General features: G+C 67.3%; 19 protein-coding genes, 1 tRNA gene and 1 pseudogene. 7 read left to right on the top strand and 14 right to left on the bottom strand.

The window, feature by feature from the left end; genetic code table 11:
• Nucleotides 1–39: 39 nt before the first annotated feature.
• The 4 genes from ACI2JO_RS05185 to rplK all read right to left on the bottom strand — a co-directional run bounded on the left by ACI2JO_RS05185 (nucleotide 40) and on the right by rplK (nucleotide 3,095).
• Nucleotides 40–492 carry a DUF6456 domain-containing protein gene (locus ACI2JO_RS05185; protein ID WP_404719647.1) on the bottom strand — a complete coding sequence of 151 codons (453 nt, stop codon included), beginning with the start codon at nucleotides 490–492 and terminating at the stop codon, nucleotides 40–42.
• A gap of 64 nt (nucleotides 493–556) precedes the next feature.
• Nucleotides 557–1,720: an alpha-hydroxy-acid oxidizing protein gene (locus ACI2JO_RS05180; protein WP_404719646.1), complete on the bottom strand. Its 1,164-nt coding sequence runs from the start codon at nucleotides 1,718–1,720 to the stop codon at nucleotides 557–559.
• A 246-nt stretch (nucleotides 1,721–1,966) separates the two neighbouring features.
• Entirely contained in the window at nucleotides 1,967–2,659 is a 693-nt protein-coding gene (gene rplA, locus ACI2JO_RS05175; protein WP_341207241.1) for a 50S ribosomal protein L1, read from the bottom strand.
• A 4-nt stretch (nucleotides 2,660–2,663) separates the two neighbouring features.
• Nucleotides 2,664–3,095, bottom strand: coding sequence for a 50S ribosomal protein L11 (gene rplK / locus ACI2JO_RS05170; RefSeq protein ID WP_333916532.1), 432 nt, complete (start codon nucleotides 3,093–3,095; stop codon nucleotides 2,664–2,666).
• 312 nt (nucleotides 3,096–3,407) lie between these two features.
• Here rplK and ACI2JO_RS05165 point away from each other — a divergent pair, with 312 nt between their 5' ends.
• Nucleotides 3,408–4,310 (top strand): helix-turn-helix domain-containing protein, encoded by a 903-nt coding sequence (locus ACI2JO_RS05165; RefSeq protein WP_404719645.1) that lies wholly within the window; start codon nucleotides 3,408–3,410, stop codon nucleotides 4,308–4,310.
• A gap of 76 nt (nucleotides 4,311–4,386) precedes the next feature.
• Here ACI2JO_RS05165 and nusG read toward each other — a convergent pair whose 3' ends face one another.
• The 6 genes from nusG to ACI2JO_RS05135 all read right to left on the bottom strand — a co-directional run bounded on the left by nusG (nucleotide 4,387) and on the right by ACI2JO_RS05135 (nucleotide 10,294).
• Nucleotides 4,387–4,923 carry a transcription termination/antitermination protein NusG gene (gene nusG / locus ACI2JO_RS05160; RefSeq protein WP_022687599.1) on the bottom strand — a complete coding sequence of 179 codons (537 nt, stop codon included), beginning with the start codon at nucleotides 4,921–4,923 and terminating at the stop codon, nucleotides 4,387–4,389.
• Nucleotides 4,924–4,940: 17 nt separating this feature from the next.
• On the bottom strand, nucleotides 4,941–5,138 hold the full coding sequence (secE, locus tag ACI2JO_RS05155) for a preprotein translocase subunit SecE (RefSeq protein WP_028966919.1): 198 nt from the start codon (nucleotides 5,136–5,138) through the stop codon (nucleotides 4,941–4,943).
• Between the two features lie 281 nt (nucleotides 5,139–5,419).
• Nucleotides 5,420–5,659 carry a hypothetical protein gene (locus ACI2JO_RS05150; protein ID WP_404719644.1) on the bottom strand — a complete coding sequence of 80 codons (240 nt, stop codon included), beginning with the start codon at nucleotides 5,657–5,659 and terminating at the stop codon, nucleotides 5,420–5,422.
• A 99-nt stretch (nucleotides 5,660–5,758) separates the two neighbouring features.
• Nucleotides 5,759–5,834: transfer RNA gene (locus tag ACI2JO_RS05145), tRNA-Trp, on the bottom strand.
• A 59-nt stretch (nucleotides 5,835–5,893) separates the two neighbouring features.
• Nucleotides 5,894–8,245: a putative bifunctional diguanylate cyclase/phosphodiesterase gene (locus tag ACI2JO_RS05140; protein ID WP_404719643.1), complete on the bottom strand. Its 2,352-nt coding sequence runs from the start codon at nucleotides 8,243–8,245 to the stop codon at nucleotides 5,894–5,896.
• 285 nt (nucleotides 8,246–8,530) lie between these two features.
• Nucleotides 8,531–10,294 (bottom strand): fatty acyl-AMP ligase, encoded by a 1,764-nt coding sequence (locus ACI2JO_RS05135; RefSeq protein ID WP_404719642.1) that lies wholly within the window; start codon nucleotides 10,292–10,294, stop codon nucleotides 8,531–8,533.
• A 125-nt stretch (nucleotides 10,295–10,419) separates the two neighbouring features.
• Between ACI2JO_RS05135 and ACI2JO_RS05130 the strand changes: the two genes are divergently transcribed.
• From ACI2JO_RS05130 to ACI2JO_RS05115, 4 genes and pseudogenes are all read left to right on the top strand, one after another.
• A complete protein-coding gene (locus ACI2JO_RS05130) occupies nucleotides 10,420–10,956 on the top strand; it encodes a regulatory protein RecX (protein ID WP_404719641.1) in 537 nt (178 codons plus the stop codon).
• A gap of 76 nt (nucleotides 10,957–11,032) precedes the next feature.
• Nucleotides 11,033–11,614 (top strand): cold shock domain-containing protein, encoded by a 582-nt coding sequence (locus tag ACI2JO_RS05125; RefSeq protein WP_404719640.1) that lies wholly within the window; start codon nucleotides 11,033–11,035, stop codon nucleotides 11,612–11,614.
• Nucleotides 11,615–11,662: 48 nt separating this feature from the next.
• Nucleotides 11,663–12,058, top strand: coding sequence for an NADH:ubiquinone oxidoreductase subunit NDUFA12 (locus ACI2JO_RS05120; RefSeq protein WP_404719639.1), 396 nt, complete (start codon nucleotides 11,663–11,665; stop codon nucleotides 12,056–12,058).
• Between the two features lie 152 nt (nucleotides 12,059–12,210).
• Nucleotides 12,211–12,510 (top strand): annotated as a pseudogene (locus tag ACI2JO_RS05115) (DUF2155 domain-containing protein); the annotation flags it as partial.
• Between the two features lie 35 nt (nucleotides 12,511–12,545).
• On the opposite strand, the gene aat reads toward ACI2JO_RS05115, so the two are convergent.
• From aat to ACI2JO_RS05095, 4 genes are all read right to left on the bottom strand, one after another.
• A complete protein-coding gene (gene aat, locus ACI2JO_RS05110; RefSeq protein ID WP_404720328.1) occupies nucleotides 12,546–13,259 on the bottom strand; it encodes a leucyl/phenylalanyl-tRNA--protein transferase in 714 nt (237 codons plus the stop codon).
• Nucleotides 13,260–13,270: 11 nt separating this feature from the next.
• Complete coding sequence (locus ACI2JO_RS05105) at nucleotides 13,271–13,978, bottom strand: ParA family protein (RefSeq protein ID WP_404719638.1); 708 nt, start codon at nucleotides 13,976–13,978, stop codon at nucleotides 13,271–13,273.
• Nucleotides 13,979–14,211: 233 nt separating this feature from the next.
• Nucleotides 14,212–14,598 (bottom strand): hypothetical protein, encoded by a 387-nt coding sequence (locus ACI2JO_RS05100; protein WP_404719637.1) that lies wholly within the window; start codon nucleotides 14,596–14,598, stop codon nucleotides 14,212–14,214.
• A gap of 70 nt (nucleotides 14,599–14,668) precedes the next feature.
• Nucleotides 14,669–15,952: a type VI secretion protein ImpB gene (locus ACI2JO_RS05095; protein ID WP_404719636.1), complete on the bottom strand. Its 1,284-nt coding sequence runs from the start codon at nucleotides 15,950–15,952 to the stop codon at nucleotides 14,669–14,671.
• Between the two features lie 147 nt (nucleotides 15,953–16,099).
• Here ACI2JO_RS05095 and ACI2JO_RS05090 point away from each other — a divergent pair, with 147 nt between their 5' ends.
• Nucleotides 16,100–17,080, top strand: coding sequence for a cysteine synthase A (locus ACI2JO_RS05090; RefSeq protein ID WP_404719635.1), 981 nt, complete (start codon nucleotides 16,100–16,102; stop codon nucleotides 17,078–17,080).
• A 47-nt stretch (nucleotides 17,081–17,127) separates the two neighbouring features.
• Nucleotides 17,128–17,475: a hypothetical protein gene (locus ACI2JO_RS05085; RefSeq protein ID WP_404719634.1), complete on the top strand. Its 348-nt coding sequence runs from the start codon at nucleotides 17,128–17,130 to the stop codon at nucleotides 17,473–17,475.
• Nucleotides 17,476–17,761 lie beyond the last annotated feature (286 nt).

The raw sequence follows: 17,761 nt of genomic DNA, 5'->3' as shown, positions 1-17,761 counted from the left end.
GACCCTATCTGCTGATGCGGCGTGTGCGGGGCAAGTGGGTCAGCGCAGGCGATAGTGGTCGGCGAGCCGATCGAGCGCGAGTGTCAGCACCAGTCGCCCGCTGCGCGTCGGCCATCCGAGCGCGCGCTCGCTGTCGGGCAGCGTCTCGCCCGCGCAGACGACGCGCCACAGCACGTCGGACAGTCCGGGGCCGACCGCGCCGATCGCCGCGTCGAAGCGCCGCTTGGCGGCGAGTTGCGCCGCGGCCGGCTCGCCGGGCTCGCCGCCGCCATCGACGCGCGCGTCCCACCTCATCGTCACCGCCGGGCCAAGCGCGGCGCGTTCATAATCCGCTTGCAGCCGTTCGCCCGCTTCGTTCTGTCGCGCTGTCACCAGCTGTCGTGCGGCGAGCCAGGCCAGCGGCGATTCGCGGCGGTTGACGGTGACGCGTCGGCCGCCCCCGGTTCCACGTCGGCCCTGCGCGTCGATCGTCTGTTCCACCAGTTCCTGCATCATCTGCTCCGTGCCTGTCGAGGCGATCGGGCTGGCAGATGTTGGAGGATGTAGGACAGCCGCTTCAGACGCGCCGCGCGCCGGCCTCGCGGACGGCGGAGAGGGTCGGCCAACCGTTCACCGCCATCAACAGATCGGCTTCGGCGAGCACGCATTTGAGCACATGCGCGCACCCGGCCGCGCCACCCAGCGCTAATCCGTAGCAATAGGGGCGCCCGAGCCCGACCAAATCGGCACCGAGCGCAACCGCCTTGATCACGTCGGTTCCCGAGCGCACCCCGCTGTCGAACAGCACCGGCACCCGTCCTCCCACCGCCTCGGCAACCGCCGGCAACAGGTCGATTGCGGCGATCCCGCCGTTCGCCTGCCGCCCGCCATGGTTGGAGACATAGATGCCGTCCGCGCCGCCGTCGATCGCACGGCGCGCGTCGTCGGGATGGCAGATGCCCTTGAGAACGATCGGCAATCTCGTAAGCGAGCGCAGCCACGCCAGGTCGTCCCACGTCAGCACGCGCCCGAACGTCGCTGCCCAGGTCGCGATCGCGGCGTGCGGATCGTCCTCGGGCGGGCGGGGGAGCAGCGCGCGGAACACCGGATCGCTGAAGTAATTGGCGAGTACATGCCCGCGTAATTGCGGGAAATTCCCGGTGTTTAGGTCGCGAGGTCGCCATCCTGTCACCCAGGTGTCGAGCGTCACGACCAGCGCGGTATAGCCCGCCGCCTCGGCCCGCGCGACGATGCTGGCGGCAACATCGGTGTTGCGCGAGGTATAGAGTTGAAAAAGCGCCGGTATCTCCCCGCACGCCCCGCGCACGACCTCCAGCGGATCGTTGGCGAGCGTCGAGGCGCAGAACGGCACGCCGGTTTCCGCGGATGCCCGCGCCGCCGCCAAATCGCCGTGTCCGTCATCGGTGCAGATGCCGTTGACGCCGATCGGCGCCATGAACAGTGGCGAGGGCAGCGCACGCCCGAACAATGTCGTGGACAAATCGCGGGTTGCGGTATCCACCATCATTCGCGGCACCATGCCCCAATGCGCGAAGGCAGACGCGTTGACCTCTTGCGTCCGCTCGTCACCGCAACCGCCCTGCACGTAGTCGCGCACCGACGGCGACCAATGCGCCTCGGCGCGCGCGCACAACCCGGCGTGATCGACCGGCCATTCGGGAACGATCCCCGACACGCCCGCGAAATAGATCGCGTTCTGATAATCGCCGTATTGCGGCATGATCCTCTCCGTATGGAGGTGGAGAGTGCCGGGCAGAGGCGGCCTTGTCGATGGCGCTGCGACGGATGGAGCGTTGGAAAGGCGGGGGATTTTTGACCCGGGCCTAGGTAAGTCAGGGGTGAGGCCACCGTCGATACGGCCACCCCGCACCCAGACCCCGCTGCGTCCACATCAAACACGAAAAAGCCGGCGCACTCTCGCGAGTACGCCGGCTTTTTCCTGACGACCTCGGCCGTCGCGTCGGGCTTACGCCCCCGCGACTTCCGCGGTGTCGACCTTGATCCCCGGGCCCATCGTCGAGCTGACGGCGACCTTGCGGACGTACTTGCCCTTCGCGCCCGACGGCTTGGCCTTCACCACCGCGTCGACCAGCGCGTCGAAGTTGCGACGCAGGTCTTCCTGCGCGAACGACGCCTTGCCGATGCCCGAGTGGATGATGCCGGCCTTCTCGACGCGATACTCGACCTGGCCGCCCTTGGCCGCCTTGACGGCTTCCGCGACGTTCATGGTCACCGTGCCCAGCTTCGGATTCGGCATCAGGCCCTTGGGGCCCAGCACCTTGCCGAGGCGACCGACGACGCCCATCATGTCCGGGGTCGCGATGCAGCGATCGAAGTCGATCGTGCCGCCCTGGATGGTCTCCATCAGGTCCTCGGCACCGACGACGTCGGCCCCTGCGGCGCGCGCCTCGTCAGCCTTCGCGCCGCGCGCGAACACGCCGACGCGCACGGTCTTGCCGGTGCCGGCCGGCAACGTGACGACGCCACGGACCATCTGGTCGGCGTGACGCGGATCGACACCCAGGTTCAGCGCGACTTCGATCGTCTCGTCGAACTTCGAGGTTGCCCCCGACTTCGCCAGCGCGATCGCCTCGTCGACGCCGTGCAGCTTCTCACGATCGATCGTGACGGCCTTCTGCTTCTTGGTCAGCTTCGCCATGATCTCAGCCCTCCACCACTTCGAGGCCCATCGCGCGGGCCGAGCCTTCGATGATCTTGGTCGCTGCCTCGATGTCGTTGGCGTTCAGATCCTTCATCTTCGCCTGCGCGACCTCGACCAGCTGCGACCGCTTGATCTTGCCCGCCGACACCTTGCCCGGCTCCTTCGAGCCCGACTTCAGGTTCGCCGCCTTCTTGATGAGGAAGGTCGCCGGCGGCGTCTTCGTCACGAACGAGAAGGAGCGGTCGGCATAGACGGTGATGACGGTGGGAAGGGGCGAACCCTTTTCCATCTCCGCGGTCTGTGCGTTGAACGCCTTGCAGAATTCCATGATGTTCACGCCGCGCTGACCCAGCGCCGGACCGATCGGCGGCGAGGGGTTGGCGGAACCGGCCGGGACCTGCAGCTTGATATAGCCTGTGATCTTCTTTGCCATGCGTCTCACTCTGTTACGGGGCACGACGTCGCCATTGCGCCCGGTTCAAGTCTAGCGGTTCGTCCGGGCGACGCCTTCGCGACACCCTCCCGCACGTTCCAGGTCAATGATGACAGGGAAGCGTGCGCCGTTAGCGGATCGTCCTGAAAAGTGCAACCGCTGCGTTGCCAGGCCTGTGGCGCGGACGACACAATGAGCTAACATTGGTTAACCGGCTTCGGCTTTTTGCTGCCGCAAGCGTGCTGGTTGTCGTAGCCACCAACAATGGGTGGGGCAATTCCGCGTACTGGGGCATCTTTGGGCGGGGCGCCGTTGTCGCTGAGCCGCACGCCGCCGCTCGCGCTCGCCGATCATATTGCCCGCTTTTTCGTCACGATCATCGAGCGCCCAGCCGAGGCGCTGCTCGACGATTTCCTCCTGCACGAAAACGCTTATGTCCGGGTGCCGGTGATCGGCGCGTGGGAGACTCTGATCGACGATCGCTGGGTCGCCTATGAAGGGCCGATGCTGTTCGGCGCGCAGGAACGACGCTTCCCGGTGCGGTGCCGCGGCCCGATCATCGCCGCCGGCTTCATGTTTCGCCCCGGCGCGTGGTTTTCGTTCTGCGACGAGAGTGCGGATCGGATGGCTGATCGTCTCATGCCTATCGGGGGCGACTGGGGGGCTGCGCTCCGCTGGGCGACTGAAGACGTTTATGATCACGATCAGACGTTTACGCGGATGGAACAGGTGGTGCTCGAACGGGTGATCGTCCGCGCGACTCCGACGGATCCGGTCAGCGCCGCGTTCGAGCGCATCGCCCGGATCGATCCCGTTCGTCCGGTTGCGGAGATCGCGGCGGAGTTCGGGATGTCGGGACGTCGGCTGGATCGCACGGTGCGTGCGCATTTCGGCCATTTGCCGAAGACGGTGCTGCGGCGAAGCCGCTTCCTCGACATGGCGGCGGTGATGCGCGGGCTGGCGGTGCCGACCGCCGATGAGCTGGCCGAACTCCGCTTCTACGACGCGTCCCACCTCAACCGCGAGTTTCGCCAGTTCGTGGGCATGACCCCGGCGCAGTTTCGACGCTCGCAGACGATGCTCTTCACGCCCGGACTGGAGGTGCGCCAGCAGCGCAAGCGCGTCGACCTCGCCCCGCATGTGGTGGAAGCGCCGTGGCGCGACGAGGCACCAACAGGGGCGGGAGAAACCGGCCCTGCGCACACCGAAGGCTAGCGGCGACGACACACAATGAGCCGGCCCGTTAGCGTTGCACAAAAGCGCCCCGGATCAAGTCCGGGACAACGCCGAATTACTTGCTGCGCTCGACCTGTTCGAAGTCGAGTTCGACCGGCGTCGCGCGACCGAAGATGCTGACCGACACCTTGACCTTCGACTTGTCGAAGTCGAGTTCCTCGACGGTGCCGTTGAAGCTGGCGAACGGGCCTTCCAGCACCTTCACCGCGTCGCCGATCTCGTAATCGACCTTGACCTTGGTCTTCGGAGCGGCGGCCGCCTCTTCCTTCGAGTTGAGCATCCGCGCCGCCTCGGCGTCCGAGATCGGCTGCGGCTTGCCCGACGAACCGAGGAAGCCGGTGACCTTGGGCGTGTTCTTGACGAGGTGATAGACGTCGTCGTTCATCGCCAGCTTGGCGAGGACATAGCCCGGCATGAACTTGCGCTCGACCGCGATCTTCTTGCCACGGCGCGCCTCGGTGACCGTCTCGGTCGGCACCTCGATCTGCTCGACCAGCTGTTCGAGGCCCATGCGCGTGGCCTCCGACATGATCGAATCGCGGACCTTGCCCTCGAAGCCCGAGTAGGCGTGGATGATGTACCAGCGCGCCATCTTTTGGAATTCCGTCCTTACTGCGCCAGGCTCAGCAACGCCTTTACGACGGCGTTGAAGATCGAATCGACCGAGAGGAAGAACAGCGCGAGCACCGTCGTCATGACGACGACCATCACGCCGGTCATCACCGTCTCGCGCCCGGTCGGCCACACGACCTTGGCGGTCTCGGTCCGCACCTGACGGATGAATTCGATCGGGGTCGTCTTCGCCACGAAACTGCGCCCTCGTTGAGCCCGGCCCGGTTGAGCCTGTAAATGAAGTCCCGGCATAGGATCGCTACCGCTGCCCGGTCCGAAACCGGGAAGCGGTTGGCAAGCCGTCCGCGCTGTCGGATGTGGCAGATGACATAGGATCGTGCACGACAAAAGGCAAGCGGGGCAGGCGGGTGGTGGCGTGCCCGGCGACACACGCGAAAAAGGGCCAGGCGCGCGATGCGCCCGACCCTTTCGCAAAATCATCGCACGCCGCCGTCGAGGGCGGCCTGCGCGTCCGATCAGTTGCTGTCGGAATCGTCGTTGCTGTCGTTGACGATCGCGATCACGCCGATCGCGGCGATACCGGCGGCGATGATGACGCCGAACAGGCCGGCACCGGCCAGCTCGTTCTTCTTGGCCGACGGCGAAGCGGCGCGCGACTGCGCAACCGACAGGCTGGCGGCCGGGTTGCTGGTCGCGGCGAGCGCCGGGGTGGCGATGAGGCTGAGCGCGGCGGCGCCGGCGAGGATCGAACGCATGGTAGAACTCCCTTGAGTAGCTTTAACCCAAATCGCGCTATGGCGCTGTGCGGCACAACACGCAAGCCGCGTATTAGCTCCGGATTTACAAAAGGTTTCTGGCAGGAGTGGAGGGACTCGAACCCACGGCCCTCGGTTTTGGAGACCGATGCTCTACCAACTGAGCTACACTCCTGTGCGGGCTGCGCTGTTGAACGTATCCGCGGCGTTCGTCAAGCGATTGCTGGCACGATCTCAGGCAGCATGTGTCTGAAGGTGCCGCATCGCCAGCGCGCGCGCCTCGACCACCGGGAGCGGCCGCCCGAAATAATAACCCTGGATGCTGCGGCAACCCAGTTCCTGCACCAGACGCAGCTCGGCCTCCGTCTCGACACCCTCGGCGGTTGTGGTCATGTCGAGGCTGTCGGCCATCGCCACCACTGCGCGGATGATCGCGATCGCCTCGACGCGTCCCGCCGCTGCGGTCTGGACGAAGCTCCGGTCGATCTTGATCGACGAGAAGCGCGTCGAGCTCAGATAGCCCAGCGACGAATACCCCGTGCCGAAATCGTCGAGGCTGAGCCCGACACCCAGCGCCAAGATATCGCCCAGCACCCGCGTCGCGCCGGTGCCTTCGCGCAGGAAGACGCTCTCGGTCACTTCCAGTTCGAGCCGCCGGGCAGGCAGGCCGCTGCCGGCCAGCGCCTCGGCAACGACGGTGACGAATTGCGGATTGTGCAATTGTTCGGGCGAGACGTTGACCGCGACGTGCACCCCGTCTGGCCACGCTGCCGCCTCGGCGCAGGCGGTGCGTACCACCCATTCGCCGATCGGCGCGATCAGCCGCGCCTCCTCGGCAATCGGGATGAACTTCGATGGCGGGATCTGGCCGAAGCCGGGGTGATTCCAGCGCAGCAGCGCCTCAAACCCGCGTAACGCGCCGCTGCGCGCATCAACCACCGGTTGGTAGGCGAGCGACAGTTCTTCATTCTCCAGTGCCTGCCGCAACGCCATCTCCAGCACGCGGCGCTCTTCCGCCTGGGCATGGAGCTGCGGCTCGTAGGCGTGGAAGACCCCGCCGCCCTGATCCTTCGATCGATAGAGCGCCAGATCGGCGGAGCGGATGAGCGTTTCCGCACTGCGCCCGTCGCGCGGACTGGTGGCGACGCCAACCGAGGCGCCGATATAGAGCGTATGCTGATCGACCTCATAGGGTCGTGAAAGCGAATCAATGATCGCGCGCGCTAGTCGCTCCACCCGCAGCGGATCGGACGCGTCGCGTACCACCACCGCGAATTCGTCACCGCCGAGCCGCCCGACGATCTCGCGATCGGCCAGCAGCGTCGCCAGTCGTTCCGAGACCTTGCCGAGCAACCGGTCGCCGACCGGATGACCCAGGGTGTCGTTGACCGCCTTGAAGCGATCGAGGTCGATCATCATCAGCGCGCATCGCGCCCGCTCGCGCTCGGCATTGGCGACCGCCTCGGCCAGCGCCTCGTTGACCGACAGGCGGTTGGGCAGCCCCGTCAGCGTGTCGAACCGCGCCAGCCGGGCGATCTTCTCGGCGGAGGCACGCTCTTCGGTGACATCGGAGGCGACGCCGCGAAACCCGCCGAAATGCCCGTCGGCATCCCGGCGCGGCGAGGCGGCGATCCGCCACCAGCGCTGCTCGCCCGCTACCATCACCGGCAGGTTGAGATCGCGGATCGCCTCGCGGTTGCGCAACCTGGTCGCCAGCTCCCGCAGCGCCGGTGCGACCTGCCCACTGTCCCAGCCGTTGCCCGCCAGTACCTCGAGTAGCGGACGACCCATGAGCCGGTCGCGCTCGATCCCGCACGCGGCGGCAAAGCGCGCGCTCGGGTCGACAATGCGACGTGACGCGTCGGTTTGCCAAAGCCAGTCGGGGGAAAATTCGTCGAAGTCGCGCAGCAGCAGCCCGATCGTGCCGTCGCGCTCCGCCAGCGTCACGCTGGCCGCATGCAGCATCGCCAGCGCACGGGCGCGGTCGAACGCGCTGAGGCACAGCAGCGCGGCGAACAGCAGATCGGCAACTGCAACCGCCGCATGGCCCGTGACGAACAATGTCACCGCCGCAGCGAGCGTCGTGGTACCGATGAAGGTGATCGTCGCCAGCGGCACCGACACCATGGCCAGCGAATAGACCGCCATCAGCACCGCCAGGACGATATGCGTCGCCAGCACGGTCGTGACATGAAGGTTGGTGCCGAATGTCACGGGCACCACGCTCCATATCGCCGCCAGCGCAGCCGCCTCGACGACCGGCGCGCGCATCGCGGGAAGATCGGCGTAGCCACCGGGGCGGTCGGGACTGCGCAGCCGGCGGATCGTGACGGTGACGGCGATCACCCCGAGCGCGACCGCCCATGTGGCGAGCCATGGCACCGGCACGCACGCACTGATGATCATGACCACCAGCGCGGCTGCCGTCAGATTGGCGGCCAGCAGCAGCAGCGCGCGTTGCCGCGCCGCCAGCAACTGCGCGGCGCGGATCCGGCTCCACAGGTCAGGGTCGTCACCGTCGCTCAGCCCGAACAGCGCGGGAAGCGGTGGTTGGTGCACGAGCGGGGAGGTGGAAAAGGTGGGCACCCGACCGTCTTAGACACGGTCTGGTTGACGAAGCGTTGCCCGGCACGAAGATGCCGCGTTCCGGCAATTGGTCGCCGCCGGACCGCCACTGTTTCCAAGTGGCGGCTTTTCTGTTGTTGTTACAACGGGCAGGCCGGGTGCCGAGGCGCTGCGGCGCCACGGGCGAGAGTTGCGCTGGGAAAAGGCTTCGTGCCGGCTGCAATCACCAAGGCGTCGCGATTGCCGACCGACTTGGGCGAAAGGCCGACTCCGACCACCCCGGCAGCGCCGAGGCGGTCGGTAGCGTCAGGCAGCGAGATCGTAGGGCTTGATCTCACCGGCCAGATACAGGTTGCGCGCCTTGGCACGGCTGAGCTTGCCCGAGCTGGTGCGGGGCAATGTGCGCGGCGGGATCAGTTCGACCACGCAGTTCATGCCGGTCACCGAGCGAACACGGTCGCGGATCTCGTCACGCAGACGGACCCGTTCCGCCTCGTCGGAGCTGCGGCATTGCACCAGCACCGCCGGCGTCTCCTCACCACCGGGCGCGGTGATCGCGAAGGCCGCGATGTCACCCGCCTTGAAGCCGGGCAGTTGCTCGACGGCCCATTCGATATCCTGCGGCCAGTGATTGCGGCCGTTGATGATGATCATGTCCTTCGCGCGGCCGACGATGAAGATATAGTCGTTCGACATATATCCCATGTCGCCGGTGTCGAGCCAGCCGTCGACCAGGCACGCATCGGTCGACGCCTGATCGCGGAAATAGCCGACCATCACGCTTGGCCCGCGGCACCACACCTTGCCGATCGCCCCATCGGGAAGCGGCGTGCCGTCCTCCTCGCGAACCTGGATCTCCATGTCTCGCACCGCCTTGCCGCAGTTGACGATCGCGCGGTAGCGTTGCGGACGATCCTCGCCGTGGTGCATCCCCGACAGCTCGGTTTCCTCGACCAGTTCGACGCGGATGCCCTCGCCCGGCGGCATCAGCGACACGGCCAGCGTCGCTTCGGCCAGGCCGTAGCTGGGCAGGAACGCGGTCGCCTGGAAGCCGGCGTCGGCGAAGGCGTCGACGAACGCCTGCATCACGTCCGGACGGATCATGTCCGCGCCATTGCCCGCCACGCGCCAGCGCGACAGGTCGAAACGGTCCGATGCCTTGGTCTGCGACGAGATGCGGCGCGCGCAAATGTCATAGCCGAAGGTCGGCGAATAGCTGAGCGAGGTGCCCTTGTTCCGGCTGATGAGGTCGAGCCATGACAGCGGGCGGCGCGCGAAATCCTCGGTCTTCAGGTAATCGGTCGAAACCTGATTGGCGAGCGGGGACAGGAAGCACCCGACCAGCCCCATGTCGTGATACCACGGCAGCCAAGAGACGCAGCGGTCGGTTTCGGCGATCTGCATCCCGTGTGCATGCGCGGCGAGGTTGCTGAGCAGCGCGCGGTGGGTGACGGCCACGCCATGCGGAAAGCGCGTCGATCCGCTGGAATATTGCAGGTAGCAGACGTCATCGGTGCGTGCCTGAGGCAGTTCGGCGGGGGACGCGGGGCGCGTAGCGAACTCGGTCCAGTCGATCCCGATCACGCCCGACGCCTCGGCGGCGGCGCCGGCCAGCTGCGCCAGTTCGGCCGGGTAGATCAGCAGCTTGGGATCACAGCTCGCCAGCTGAACCCGCAGCTGGTCGATATAGGATTCGCGTCCGCCGAACGAGGTCGGCAGCGGCAGCGGCACCGGCCATGCCCCGGCCAGCACCGTGCCGAAGAACAGCGCGCCGAATTCCGCGCTCGTCTCCGCGACCAGTGCGACACGGTCGCCCGGCGCGACGCCGGCGGCGATCAAACGCAGCGCTGCGTCATGCGCATCGGCGCGCAGTTCCGCGAACGGATAGCTGCGCACCAACGTGCCGCGCGCATCGTGGAAGTTCAGCCCGCGTACGCCGGTGGCGGCATAATCAAGTGCTTCGCCCAGCGTCGCGAAGTCCGAAAAGCGACGCGGCAGCCGGTCCTCGGTAGGAGTGGCCGTCGGCGCAACCGTCGCGGGAGCGGTCATCGTGGCGGGGTCGATCGTCATCCTGTGTTCCTGTCGCACCTGTCACGCGTGCGCAATGGTTGACCGGCAAAATTGCGGATTGCCGGATGTGTTAAAATTTTGAGCATTAGAATCCACGGTCACTGTGGCACAATCAAGGCGTGGCTTTGACCTCCTCTTCCGCACGGGCGCCGCGTCGTGTGCCGCCCCCGCTCGACGCCGCCGCGCTTGATCGTCTCGCGCTGCGCTATGTCGAGCGGTTCGCGACCTCGCGCGGCAAGCTTTCGGACTATCTCGCGCGCAAGATCCGGGAGCGCGGATGGGACGGTACGCCGGTAGATCCGCGCGACGTGGCGCAGCGAATGGCCGATGCCGGCTATGTCGACGATCGCAGCTTTGCGGAGCAAAAGGGCGCGGCGCTGGCACGACGCGGCTATGGCGCGCGGCGGGTCGCCGAAACGCTGCGCGCCGCCGGGCTGGAGGAAGAGGATCGGGCGCCGGTGATCGAGGAAGCGCGCGCCGCCGCGCTCGACAGCGCCTTGCGGTTTGCGCGGCGCAAGCGGATCGGCCCGTTCGCTGTGGCGCGAGCGGACCCGCGGGAGCGCGAGCGGCATCTCGCCGCGTTGCTGCGCGCGGGGCATGATTCGGCGACCGCCCGGCGGATCGTCGCGAGCGCCCCGGGGGACATCCCGGAACTAGACTGACATATCCCATCTTGCTTTGTGTCATGGTGCGGTGCACCGATGTTAAGCGGGGATGAATAAAGGGGCGGGACGCGACGTGCACGACGGGCCTGGCACAACGACCGATGGCGCGGAGCTTCGCGGCGGGCCGACGGATGGCGCGCCCCCGCCCGTCGCGTTGACCGGCGTGCTGAAATGGTTCGATGCCACGCGCGGGTTCGGCTTCGTTGTCCCCGACGATTCGTCGATGGGCGACGTGCTGCTCCACTTCAGCGTCCTCCAGGCTTATGGCCGCCGCACACTGCCCGAAGGGACGCGCCTGCAGGGGCTTGCCGCGCAAGGCCCGCGCGGGTGGCAGGCGGTGGAGATTTCCGCGCTCGATCTCGCCGCCGCGACCGAGACGGTGCGGGACCGCGACCGGGAGCGGCTGGCGCCCGAGATCGCGCCCGACGATGCCGCCGCGCAGGCGCAATGGGAAGACGTCAGCGTCAAATGGTTCAACCGGATCAAGGGCTACGGCTTTCTGGTCGCGCTGGCGCGGCCGGGCGACATCTTCGTTCATATGGAGACGCTGCGCCGTGCCGGGATCGCCGATGTCGAGCCTGAGCAGCGGCTGCGCGCGCGAGTGGTGCAGGGGCGCAAGGGGCCGCTCGCGGTCGGGGTGGCGCTGCCCGAGTGATTCCGGGCATTGAACGGGCGGGCGCACGCGGGTAAGCGAGGCGCCACGATGGGCATCAATCTCAACCCCTTCACCTGGTGGAACGGCGCAAGCTGGGGCACCATCCTCTACGGCCTGCGCGGCAAGCGTCAGGTGGGCGAGGATTATCTCGGCAACACCTATTGGCAGGGCGGCCGCGACACCGCGGGCGAGCCGCGCCGTTGGGTGATCTATGCGGGCGCCAACGACGTCAGTCGCGTGCCGCCGGAATGGTTCAGCTGGCTCCACCGGCAGGTGGACGGCGTGCCGACCGACGTCCTGCCCGCGCCGCGGCAGTGGGAAAAGCCTGCCTTGCCCAACATGACCGGCACCGCCTTCGCCTATCGTCCGCAAGGCGCGTTGGAGAAGGGCGGCAACCGTGCCGCCGCGACCGGCGATTATGAGGCGTGGAGCCCCGACGCGTGAAGCGCCCGCTCGCGATTGGCGGGCTGGTGGTGGCGACAGCAGCGGGAGTGACCTGGGCGGGGCTGAGCCTGCGTCCGGGTGCCCCCGCGCCGTCGCGCGACACGCCGATCGTGAGCAAGGCGCTGCCCGAAACGCTCCCCGAGGCTGCGTCGATGCCGGCTACCGACGAGGTGCGCGACGATGGGCAGGACACACCGGTCGACGCGGGCACCACGCCGATGGCGCAGCGCGTCGCGGTGCTGGGGTTGCTCAACAAACGCAACGGCGTCAGCCGCGAACTGACGCTCCGTCCCGGACAGGCCGGGCGCATCGGCGACGTGATCGTGCGGCTGCGCGCTTGTGAGAAGACCGCGCCGTGGGAGCCGGAGCAGCTGACCGGCGCCTTCGTCCAGCTCGACGCGCGCGGTGTCGATGGCCACTGGCGGCGGGCGTTTTCGGGATGGCTCTACAAGGAGCGCCCGGCGCTCAATGTCGTCCTGCACCCGGTTTACGACGTGTGGCCAAGAAGCTGCACCACCACCTTCCCGGGCACCGCACCGTCCGCCCCGGCCGCCGTATCGAGCGCCAAGAAGTCGCCCGCGCCGGCGTCCACTGCTGGCGACGGCGCGGACGATGCCGCCGACGAGCCGGTCGAGGAAAGCGCCGCGCCCAGCAACTCCATGTAATCGACACGATCGATTTCCCGTGCGCCGAGGGAGGCGAGGTGCGCGGTCATGAATTGGCAGTCGAGCAGCGAGAAGCCGCCCGCGCGCAGCCGGGCGACCAACGCGGCGATCGCGACCTTCGAGGCATTGGGCGCGCGGCTCACCATGCTTTCCCCGAAGAAAGCGCGCCCCAGCGCCAGCCCATATAGCCCCCCGACCAGTCGCTCGCCGTCCCAGCATTCCACCGAATGCGCGTGGCCGAGCGCATGGAGGCGCACGAACGCCTCCTCGATCATCGTGTTGATCCATGTGTCCGGTCGATCATCGGCGGATTCGGCGCAGAGCGCGATGATCTGCGCGAACGCCCGATCGACGGTGACGCGGAAGCGATCACCCGCGATCACGCGGCGCAGGGAGCGCGACAGGTGGAAGCCATCGAGCGGCAGGATCGCGCGGCGGCGCGGCTCCACCCAGTAGATGCTGTTCGCGTCGCGGCTGTCCGCCATCGGGAACACGCCGACCGAATAGGCGCCCAGCAGCAGCCCCGGATCGAGCATTCCCGGGCCGCTCAAGTCCGGCGCTGCTCGATCGTCCGCCACAGATGCGCGAACGCGGTCGCGGCGGCGCTGCGTGGTGCGGCCACGCCGGTCGGCAGCCGCTGCGCCGTGGCATTCTCGACCGCGCTTGCCATGGGGATGACGGGCCAATCGGGATTGCGGGCGATCGCCTCGGCGTGAAGCGCACGGCGGCGGTCGACCATGACATGCACCGGCAACATGGGCACCTGCCCGCCGAACTCGCGGTCGAGCGTCGCAAACGCCTGTTGCGAAAAGGCGGAGGGAACAACGGGCACCACCAACAGGTCGGCGGCGCGCACCACTTGATCGGCGGTTTCGGTCAGCCCCGGCGGACAATCGAGCACCACCGTGTCGTGATCGCCGAGTTCCGCGACCAGCTTGCGCAGTCGACGCTTCTTGTCGAGTTCGCGCAACTGGTGATTGAGATCGCGCAGCGAGGCGTCGGCGGGAAGCAGATCGAGCCGCTCGAACGCGGTTTTCGAAACCAGCTTGGTGGGGGACACGCCCTTGGCGAACAACGCGCCGGCACGGTCGTGCGCTCGCCCGTCACCAAGCGCCCAGGTCGCCGAACCCTGCGGATCGAGGTCCCACAGCAAGGTACGGCGCGAGGACAGCGTCGCCGCGCACCAGGCGAGATTGATCGCCAGCGTCGTTTTGCCGACGCCACCCTTAACGCTGTAGATCGCCACCGTCGTCATGCGCGTGACGCTACGGTCGAGCCGAGCGGAGGGCAAGGAAGATGATGTGGGTTGGAAAGCGGCCGCAACCATCGTGGGTCAGGCGGGCCAAGGGTCATGGCGATCGCCACGGCCATTACGCCGATTTGACGAGAGGTCGGGCGCCAGGCCGCAGGGGCGAAAACGAGCGGACGTTCGCGCCGAAACCGGGATGGTAAAAGGGCAGGCCGGATTCAGCCTGCCCGATCAGGAAATTACGAGTGGCAGACCAGCTCGGGCTTGCCCGGACGGGTCAGCTTCACTTCGCTGGTGTTGCCGGTCATCTTCCAGCCGCCCTCGGCGGTCAGCGGATCGCCTGCCTTTTCGGCCTTCAGCGTGGTCGGAGCGCCGCCCTTTTCGGTGCGGACCACCACCTGCTTGTCGCCATCGAAGAAGGTGACATAGGCCAGGCTCTGATCCTTGCAGCGCATGGTCTTGTCGGCCTTGATCGCGGGCGGCAGCTCGATCGGCGCCGCATTGGCGAGCGTCGAGGCCATCGGATCGGGATTGCTGTCCAGCACCTGTGGCGAGGACGGCTCGGAGTTGCAGGCCGACAGCGCCAGCAGGGCGCCGGCCAGCGAGAGGGGGAAGAGCTTCTGCATAATATGCGCCGCTTCGCCGATGCGGATTACTCCGTCAAGTCACGGTTTGTTGCGGTGCATCACCTGTGGGTCATTCGTGGAACTCGTCCATGTCAGGAATCCGCCCGAACGCGATCTTCGTTCCGACCCGGTCGAGCCGGCCGCCATGTGTCGCGCCGACCGATACGGCATGTCGTCCGAAGCGCTCGTTGATCCGGTCCATCGCGCGGCTGAGCGCCAGCCCGCGCGTCTCCCGCGCCAGCGGATCGTCGGCGGGCAGGTGCGCGAACAGTGAATGCTGCTCGGCGGTGACGGGCTCGATCTCGGCCAGCGTCACCCCGATCATCCGGCATCCGCTGCGATGCACGGCCTCCTGCGCGCGCAGGCGCGGCAGCAGCGTGTCCAGCGCCGTCAGCACCGCGAAACTGTCCTGCGTCGCGGGCAGCTTGGCGGAGGTGCGCCACACGCTCTTGTCGTCCTCGAACCGCGCATGGAGCACCAGCAGTCGTGCGCGATACGCCTTGCGGCGCAATCGGCTCGCCGCTTTCAGCGCCAGCCGCCGCGCGGTCAGCCGCACCGCGCCATAACCGCGTTTGCCCGGAGACAGGACGTGGCTGTGCCCGATCGTGCGACTCTGCGTCGCCTTTTCCGCAAGATCGACGCCGTGGAGCAGATACCAGAGCCGGTCGCCGTTGGTGCCGCCCCAGGCGTGGCCGGCATCGCGCGGGCGGCGTGCGAGCAATTGCTCGATGTCGTTGACGCCGTCGCGTGCCAGCCGCCGCTCCATCTTCGCGCCGATTCCGCTGATGTCGCGCAGCGACAGGCGATAAAGCGCGTGCGGCAGGTCGGCGGCTTCGAACACCACCAGCCCGTCGGGCTTCTGCAGATCGGAGGCGAGCTTGGCGAGCAACCGGTTGGGCGCGATCCCGACCGACGAGGTCAGGCACATGCCGACCTTTTCGCGGATGCCGCGCTTGATCCGCACCGCCAGCGCCTCGGCATGCGCGCGATCGTTTTCGTTATCGAGCAGGCGGCATGCGACTTCGTCGATCGAACAGACTTTCGTCACCGGAATATGCCGCTCGATCTCGGCGACGATCGCATGGTGGAATTCGACGTAGCGCTCGTGCCGCGCCGGCGTGACGACCAGTTCGCGGCAACGTTGCTTCGCCTCCCACACCGGCGTTCCGGTGGTGATGCCAAAGCGTTTTGCCTCGATCGAGGCGGCGATCGCCACCGTCGTGTCGGTCCCGACCGGCGCGACGATCACCGGCCGCCCGCGCAGGCTGGGCTGCACCTGCTGCTCGACGCTCGCGAAATAGCTGTTCAGGTCGAGGAACAGCCAGCGCAGCGGGCGGGGCGGCAGGTTGGACATGGGCGGCTTGGCGACGACTCGGGCGTGAAAACAGAACAGGAACATGGCAGCTTTGCCGCCGCTTGGCGAGCGCGATGAAGGCGGGAGTGGGCGGCGGATAGTTTCAATCGCTTGCGCATTGATCGCCCGGCCCGCATTGACGCGGCCATGCACACGACCACCGATACGCTGGCCCTGATCGGCAACACGCCGCTGGTTCGACTCAAGGGGCCAAGCGAAGCCACCGGCTGCGACATCTTCGGCAAGTGCGAGTTCGCCAATCCGGGCGCGAGCGTGAAGGATCGCGCCGCGCTGTTCATCGTCAATGATGCGGAGGAGCGTGGCGTGCTCGCGCCGGGCGGGACGATCGTCGAGGGCACGGCGGGCAACACCGGGATCGGGCTGGCGCTGGTCGCCAATGCCAAGGGCTATCGCACGATCATCGTGATGCCCGACACCCAGTCGAAGGAGAAGATGGACACGCTGCGCGCGCTCGGCGCGGAGCTGGTGACGGTGCCCGCCGCGCCTTATTCCTCGTCGGCGCATTTCGTTCACACCTCGCGGCGGATCGCGGAGGAGACGCCCGGCGCGATCTGGGCCAATCAATTCGACAACATCGCCAATCGCCGCGCGCATATCGTCGGCACTGCCGAGGAGATCTGGACGCAGATGGACGGGCGGATCGATGGCTTTACCTGCGCGGTCGGGACCGGCGGCACCTTTGCGGGAGTCGGGCTGGGGCTGAAGGCGCATGACCCGGATGTGTGCATCGCACTCAGCGATCCGCATGGCGCGGCGCTCTACGAATATTATGCGTGCGGTGAGCTGCGCGCCGAGGGCTCGTCGGTCGCCGAGGGGATCGGGCAGGGGCGAATCACCGCCAATCTGGACGGCGCGCCGGTCGACGCGCAGTTTCGTATCCCCGACCAGGAGGGGCTCGACTGGACCGACCGGCTGTTGCGCGAGGAAGGCCTTTGCCTCGGCCTGTCCTCGGGGATCAATGTCGCCGGCGCGGTGCGGCTCGCGCGGCAGCTTGGACCGGGCAAGCGGATTGCGACGATCCTGTGCGATACCGGATTTCGCTATCTTTCCACCCTGTACGATCCGGCGTGGCTGGCGTCGAAGGGGCTGGTCCGCGCGACGCGTTAACGAATTGATCGACAGTCGCGCGACGATCGATTACAAATGCGCGACAGATGAAGTCTCCTCCGAAAGATAAAGCCGCCGTCGAACGGCAGCAGGCGGAACAGACCCGGCAGCGCGTGCGCGTCGGAATGATCGGTCTTGCGGCGGTGGTGCTGTTGATCGGTCTGGCCAGCGCGATCTTTTCTTCGGTAAACCAGCAGCAGCCGGTCAGCGCGACCGGCGCGGCGCAGCCGGACCTTGTCGCCAACATGAGCGCGCCGTCTTCTGCCCCCGGTGCGGCCGCCACCAATGAGCCGCTTGCCGAAATGGGTGTGACCCCTGGCGCGGCGCCGACTCCCTCCGCCGCCGAATCACCCGCGGCGGCCGCGTCGGATACCTCCACCAACGGCATGCTGTGACGGTTTTCCCGCGGCGATTGTCCGCGGGGGATTGGTCGTCTGCGTGCGCCGCGCCGATTCGAACGCGGCTGGCGGCTTCGTTGAAGCACCGGGCGCGTGGCGGTGCGATCTGTCCATCGCGCGCGATCGGGGTCGGGGAAATCCGGGGATTGGCCGCACAAGCGCGGAAAAACGCAGGGTTCAGGCGGCCGATCGGCGACATGGTTGCGAGCCATTTGCATCGTCGTGCGCTTGCAGGCCGAAGGATTCCCGCGCGATTTCGTTGCGGTGGCAGCTGATCCCCGGA

This window comes from Sphingomonas sp. NPDC079357 (assembly GCF_044901155.1).
Lineage (GTDB): Bacteria > Pseudomonadota > Alphaproteobacteria > Sphingomonadales > Sphingomonadaceae > Sphingomonas.
This window is presented reverse-complemented; position numbering and strand designations above follow the sequence as displayed.

Excerpts from the sequence above, each read along its gene's own strand:
- aat (WP_404720328.1), bottom strand. The coding sequence starts at position 13,259 with ATGCTCGATCCGGGGCTGCTGCTGGGCGCCTATTCGGTCGGCGTGTTC.
- ACI2JO_RS05100 (WP_404719637.1), bottom strand. The coding sequence starts at position 14,598 with ATGCAGAAGCTCTTCCCCCTCTCGCTGGCCGGCGCCCTGCTGGCGCTG.
- rplA (WP_341207241.1), bottom strand. The coding sequence starts at position 2,659 with ATGGCGAAGCTGACCAAGAAGCAGAAGGCCGTCACGATCGATCGTGAG.
- ACI2JO_RS05135 (WP_404719642.1), bottom strand. The coding sequence starts at position 10,294 with ATGACGATCGACCCCGCCACGATGACCGCTCCCGCGACGGTTGCGCCG.
- nusG (WP_022687599.1), bottom strand. The coding sequence starts at position 4,923 with ATGGCGCGCTGGTACATCATCCACGCCTACTCGGGCTTCGAGGGCAAG.
- ACI2JO_RS05105 (WP_404719638.1), bottom strand. The coding sequence starts at position 13,978 with ATGACGACGGTGGCGATCTACAGCGTTAAGGGTGGCGTCGGCAAAACG.
- rplK (WP_333916532.1), bottom strand. The coding sequence starts at position 3,095 with ATGGCAAAGAAGATCACAGGCTATATCAAGCTGCAGGTCCCGGCCGGT.
- ACI2JO_RS05095 (WP_404719636.1), bottom strand. The coding sequence starts at position 15,952 with ATGTCCAACCTGCCGCCCCGCCCGCTGCGCTGGCTGTTCCTCGACCTG.
- ACI2JO_RS05090 (WP_404719635.1), top strand. The coding sequence starts at position 16,100 with ATGCACACGACCACCGATACGCTGGCCCTGATCGGCAACACGCCGCTG.
- ACI2JO_RS05120 (WP_404719639.1), top strand. The coding sequence starts at position 11,663 with ATGGGCATCAATCTCAACCCCTTCACCTGGTGGAACGGCGCAAGCTGG.
- ACI2JO_RS05180 (WP_404719646.1), bottom strand. The coding sequence starts at position 1,720 with ATGCCGCAATACGGCGATTATCAGAACGCGATCTATTTCGCGGGCGTG.
- ACI2JO_RS05085 (WP_404719634.1), top strand. The coding sequence starts at position 17,128 with ATGAAGTCTCCTCCGAAAGATAAAGCCGCCGTCGAACGGCAGCAGGCG.
- ACI2JO_RS05150 (WP_404719644.1), bottom strand. The coding sequence starts at position 5,659 with ATGCGTTCGATCCTCGCCGGCGCCGCCGCGCTCAGCCTCATCGCCACC.
- ACI2JO_RS05185 (WP_404719647.1), bottom strand. The coding sequence starts at position 492 with ATGCAGGAACTGGTGGAACAGACGATCGACGCGCAGGGCCGACGTGGA.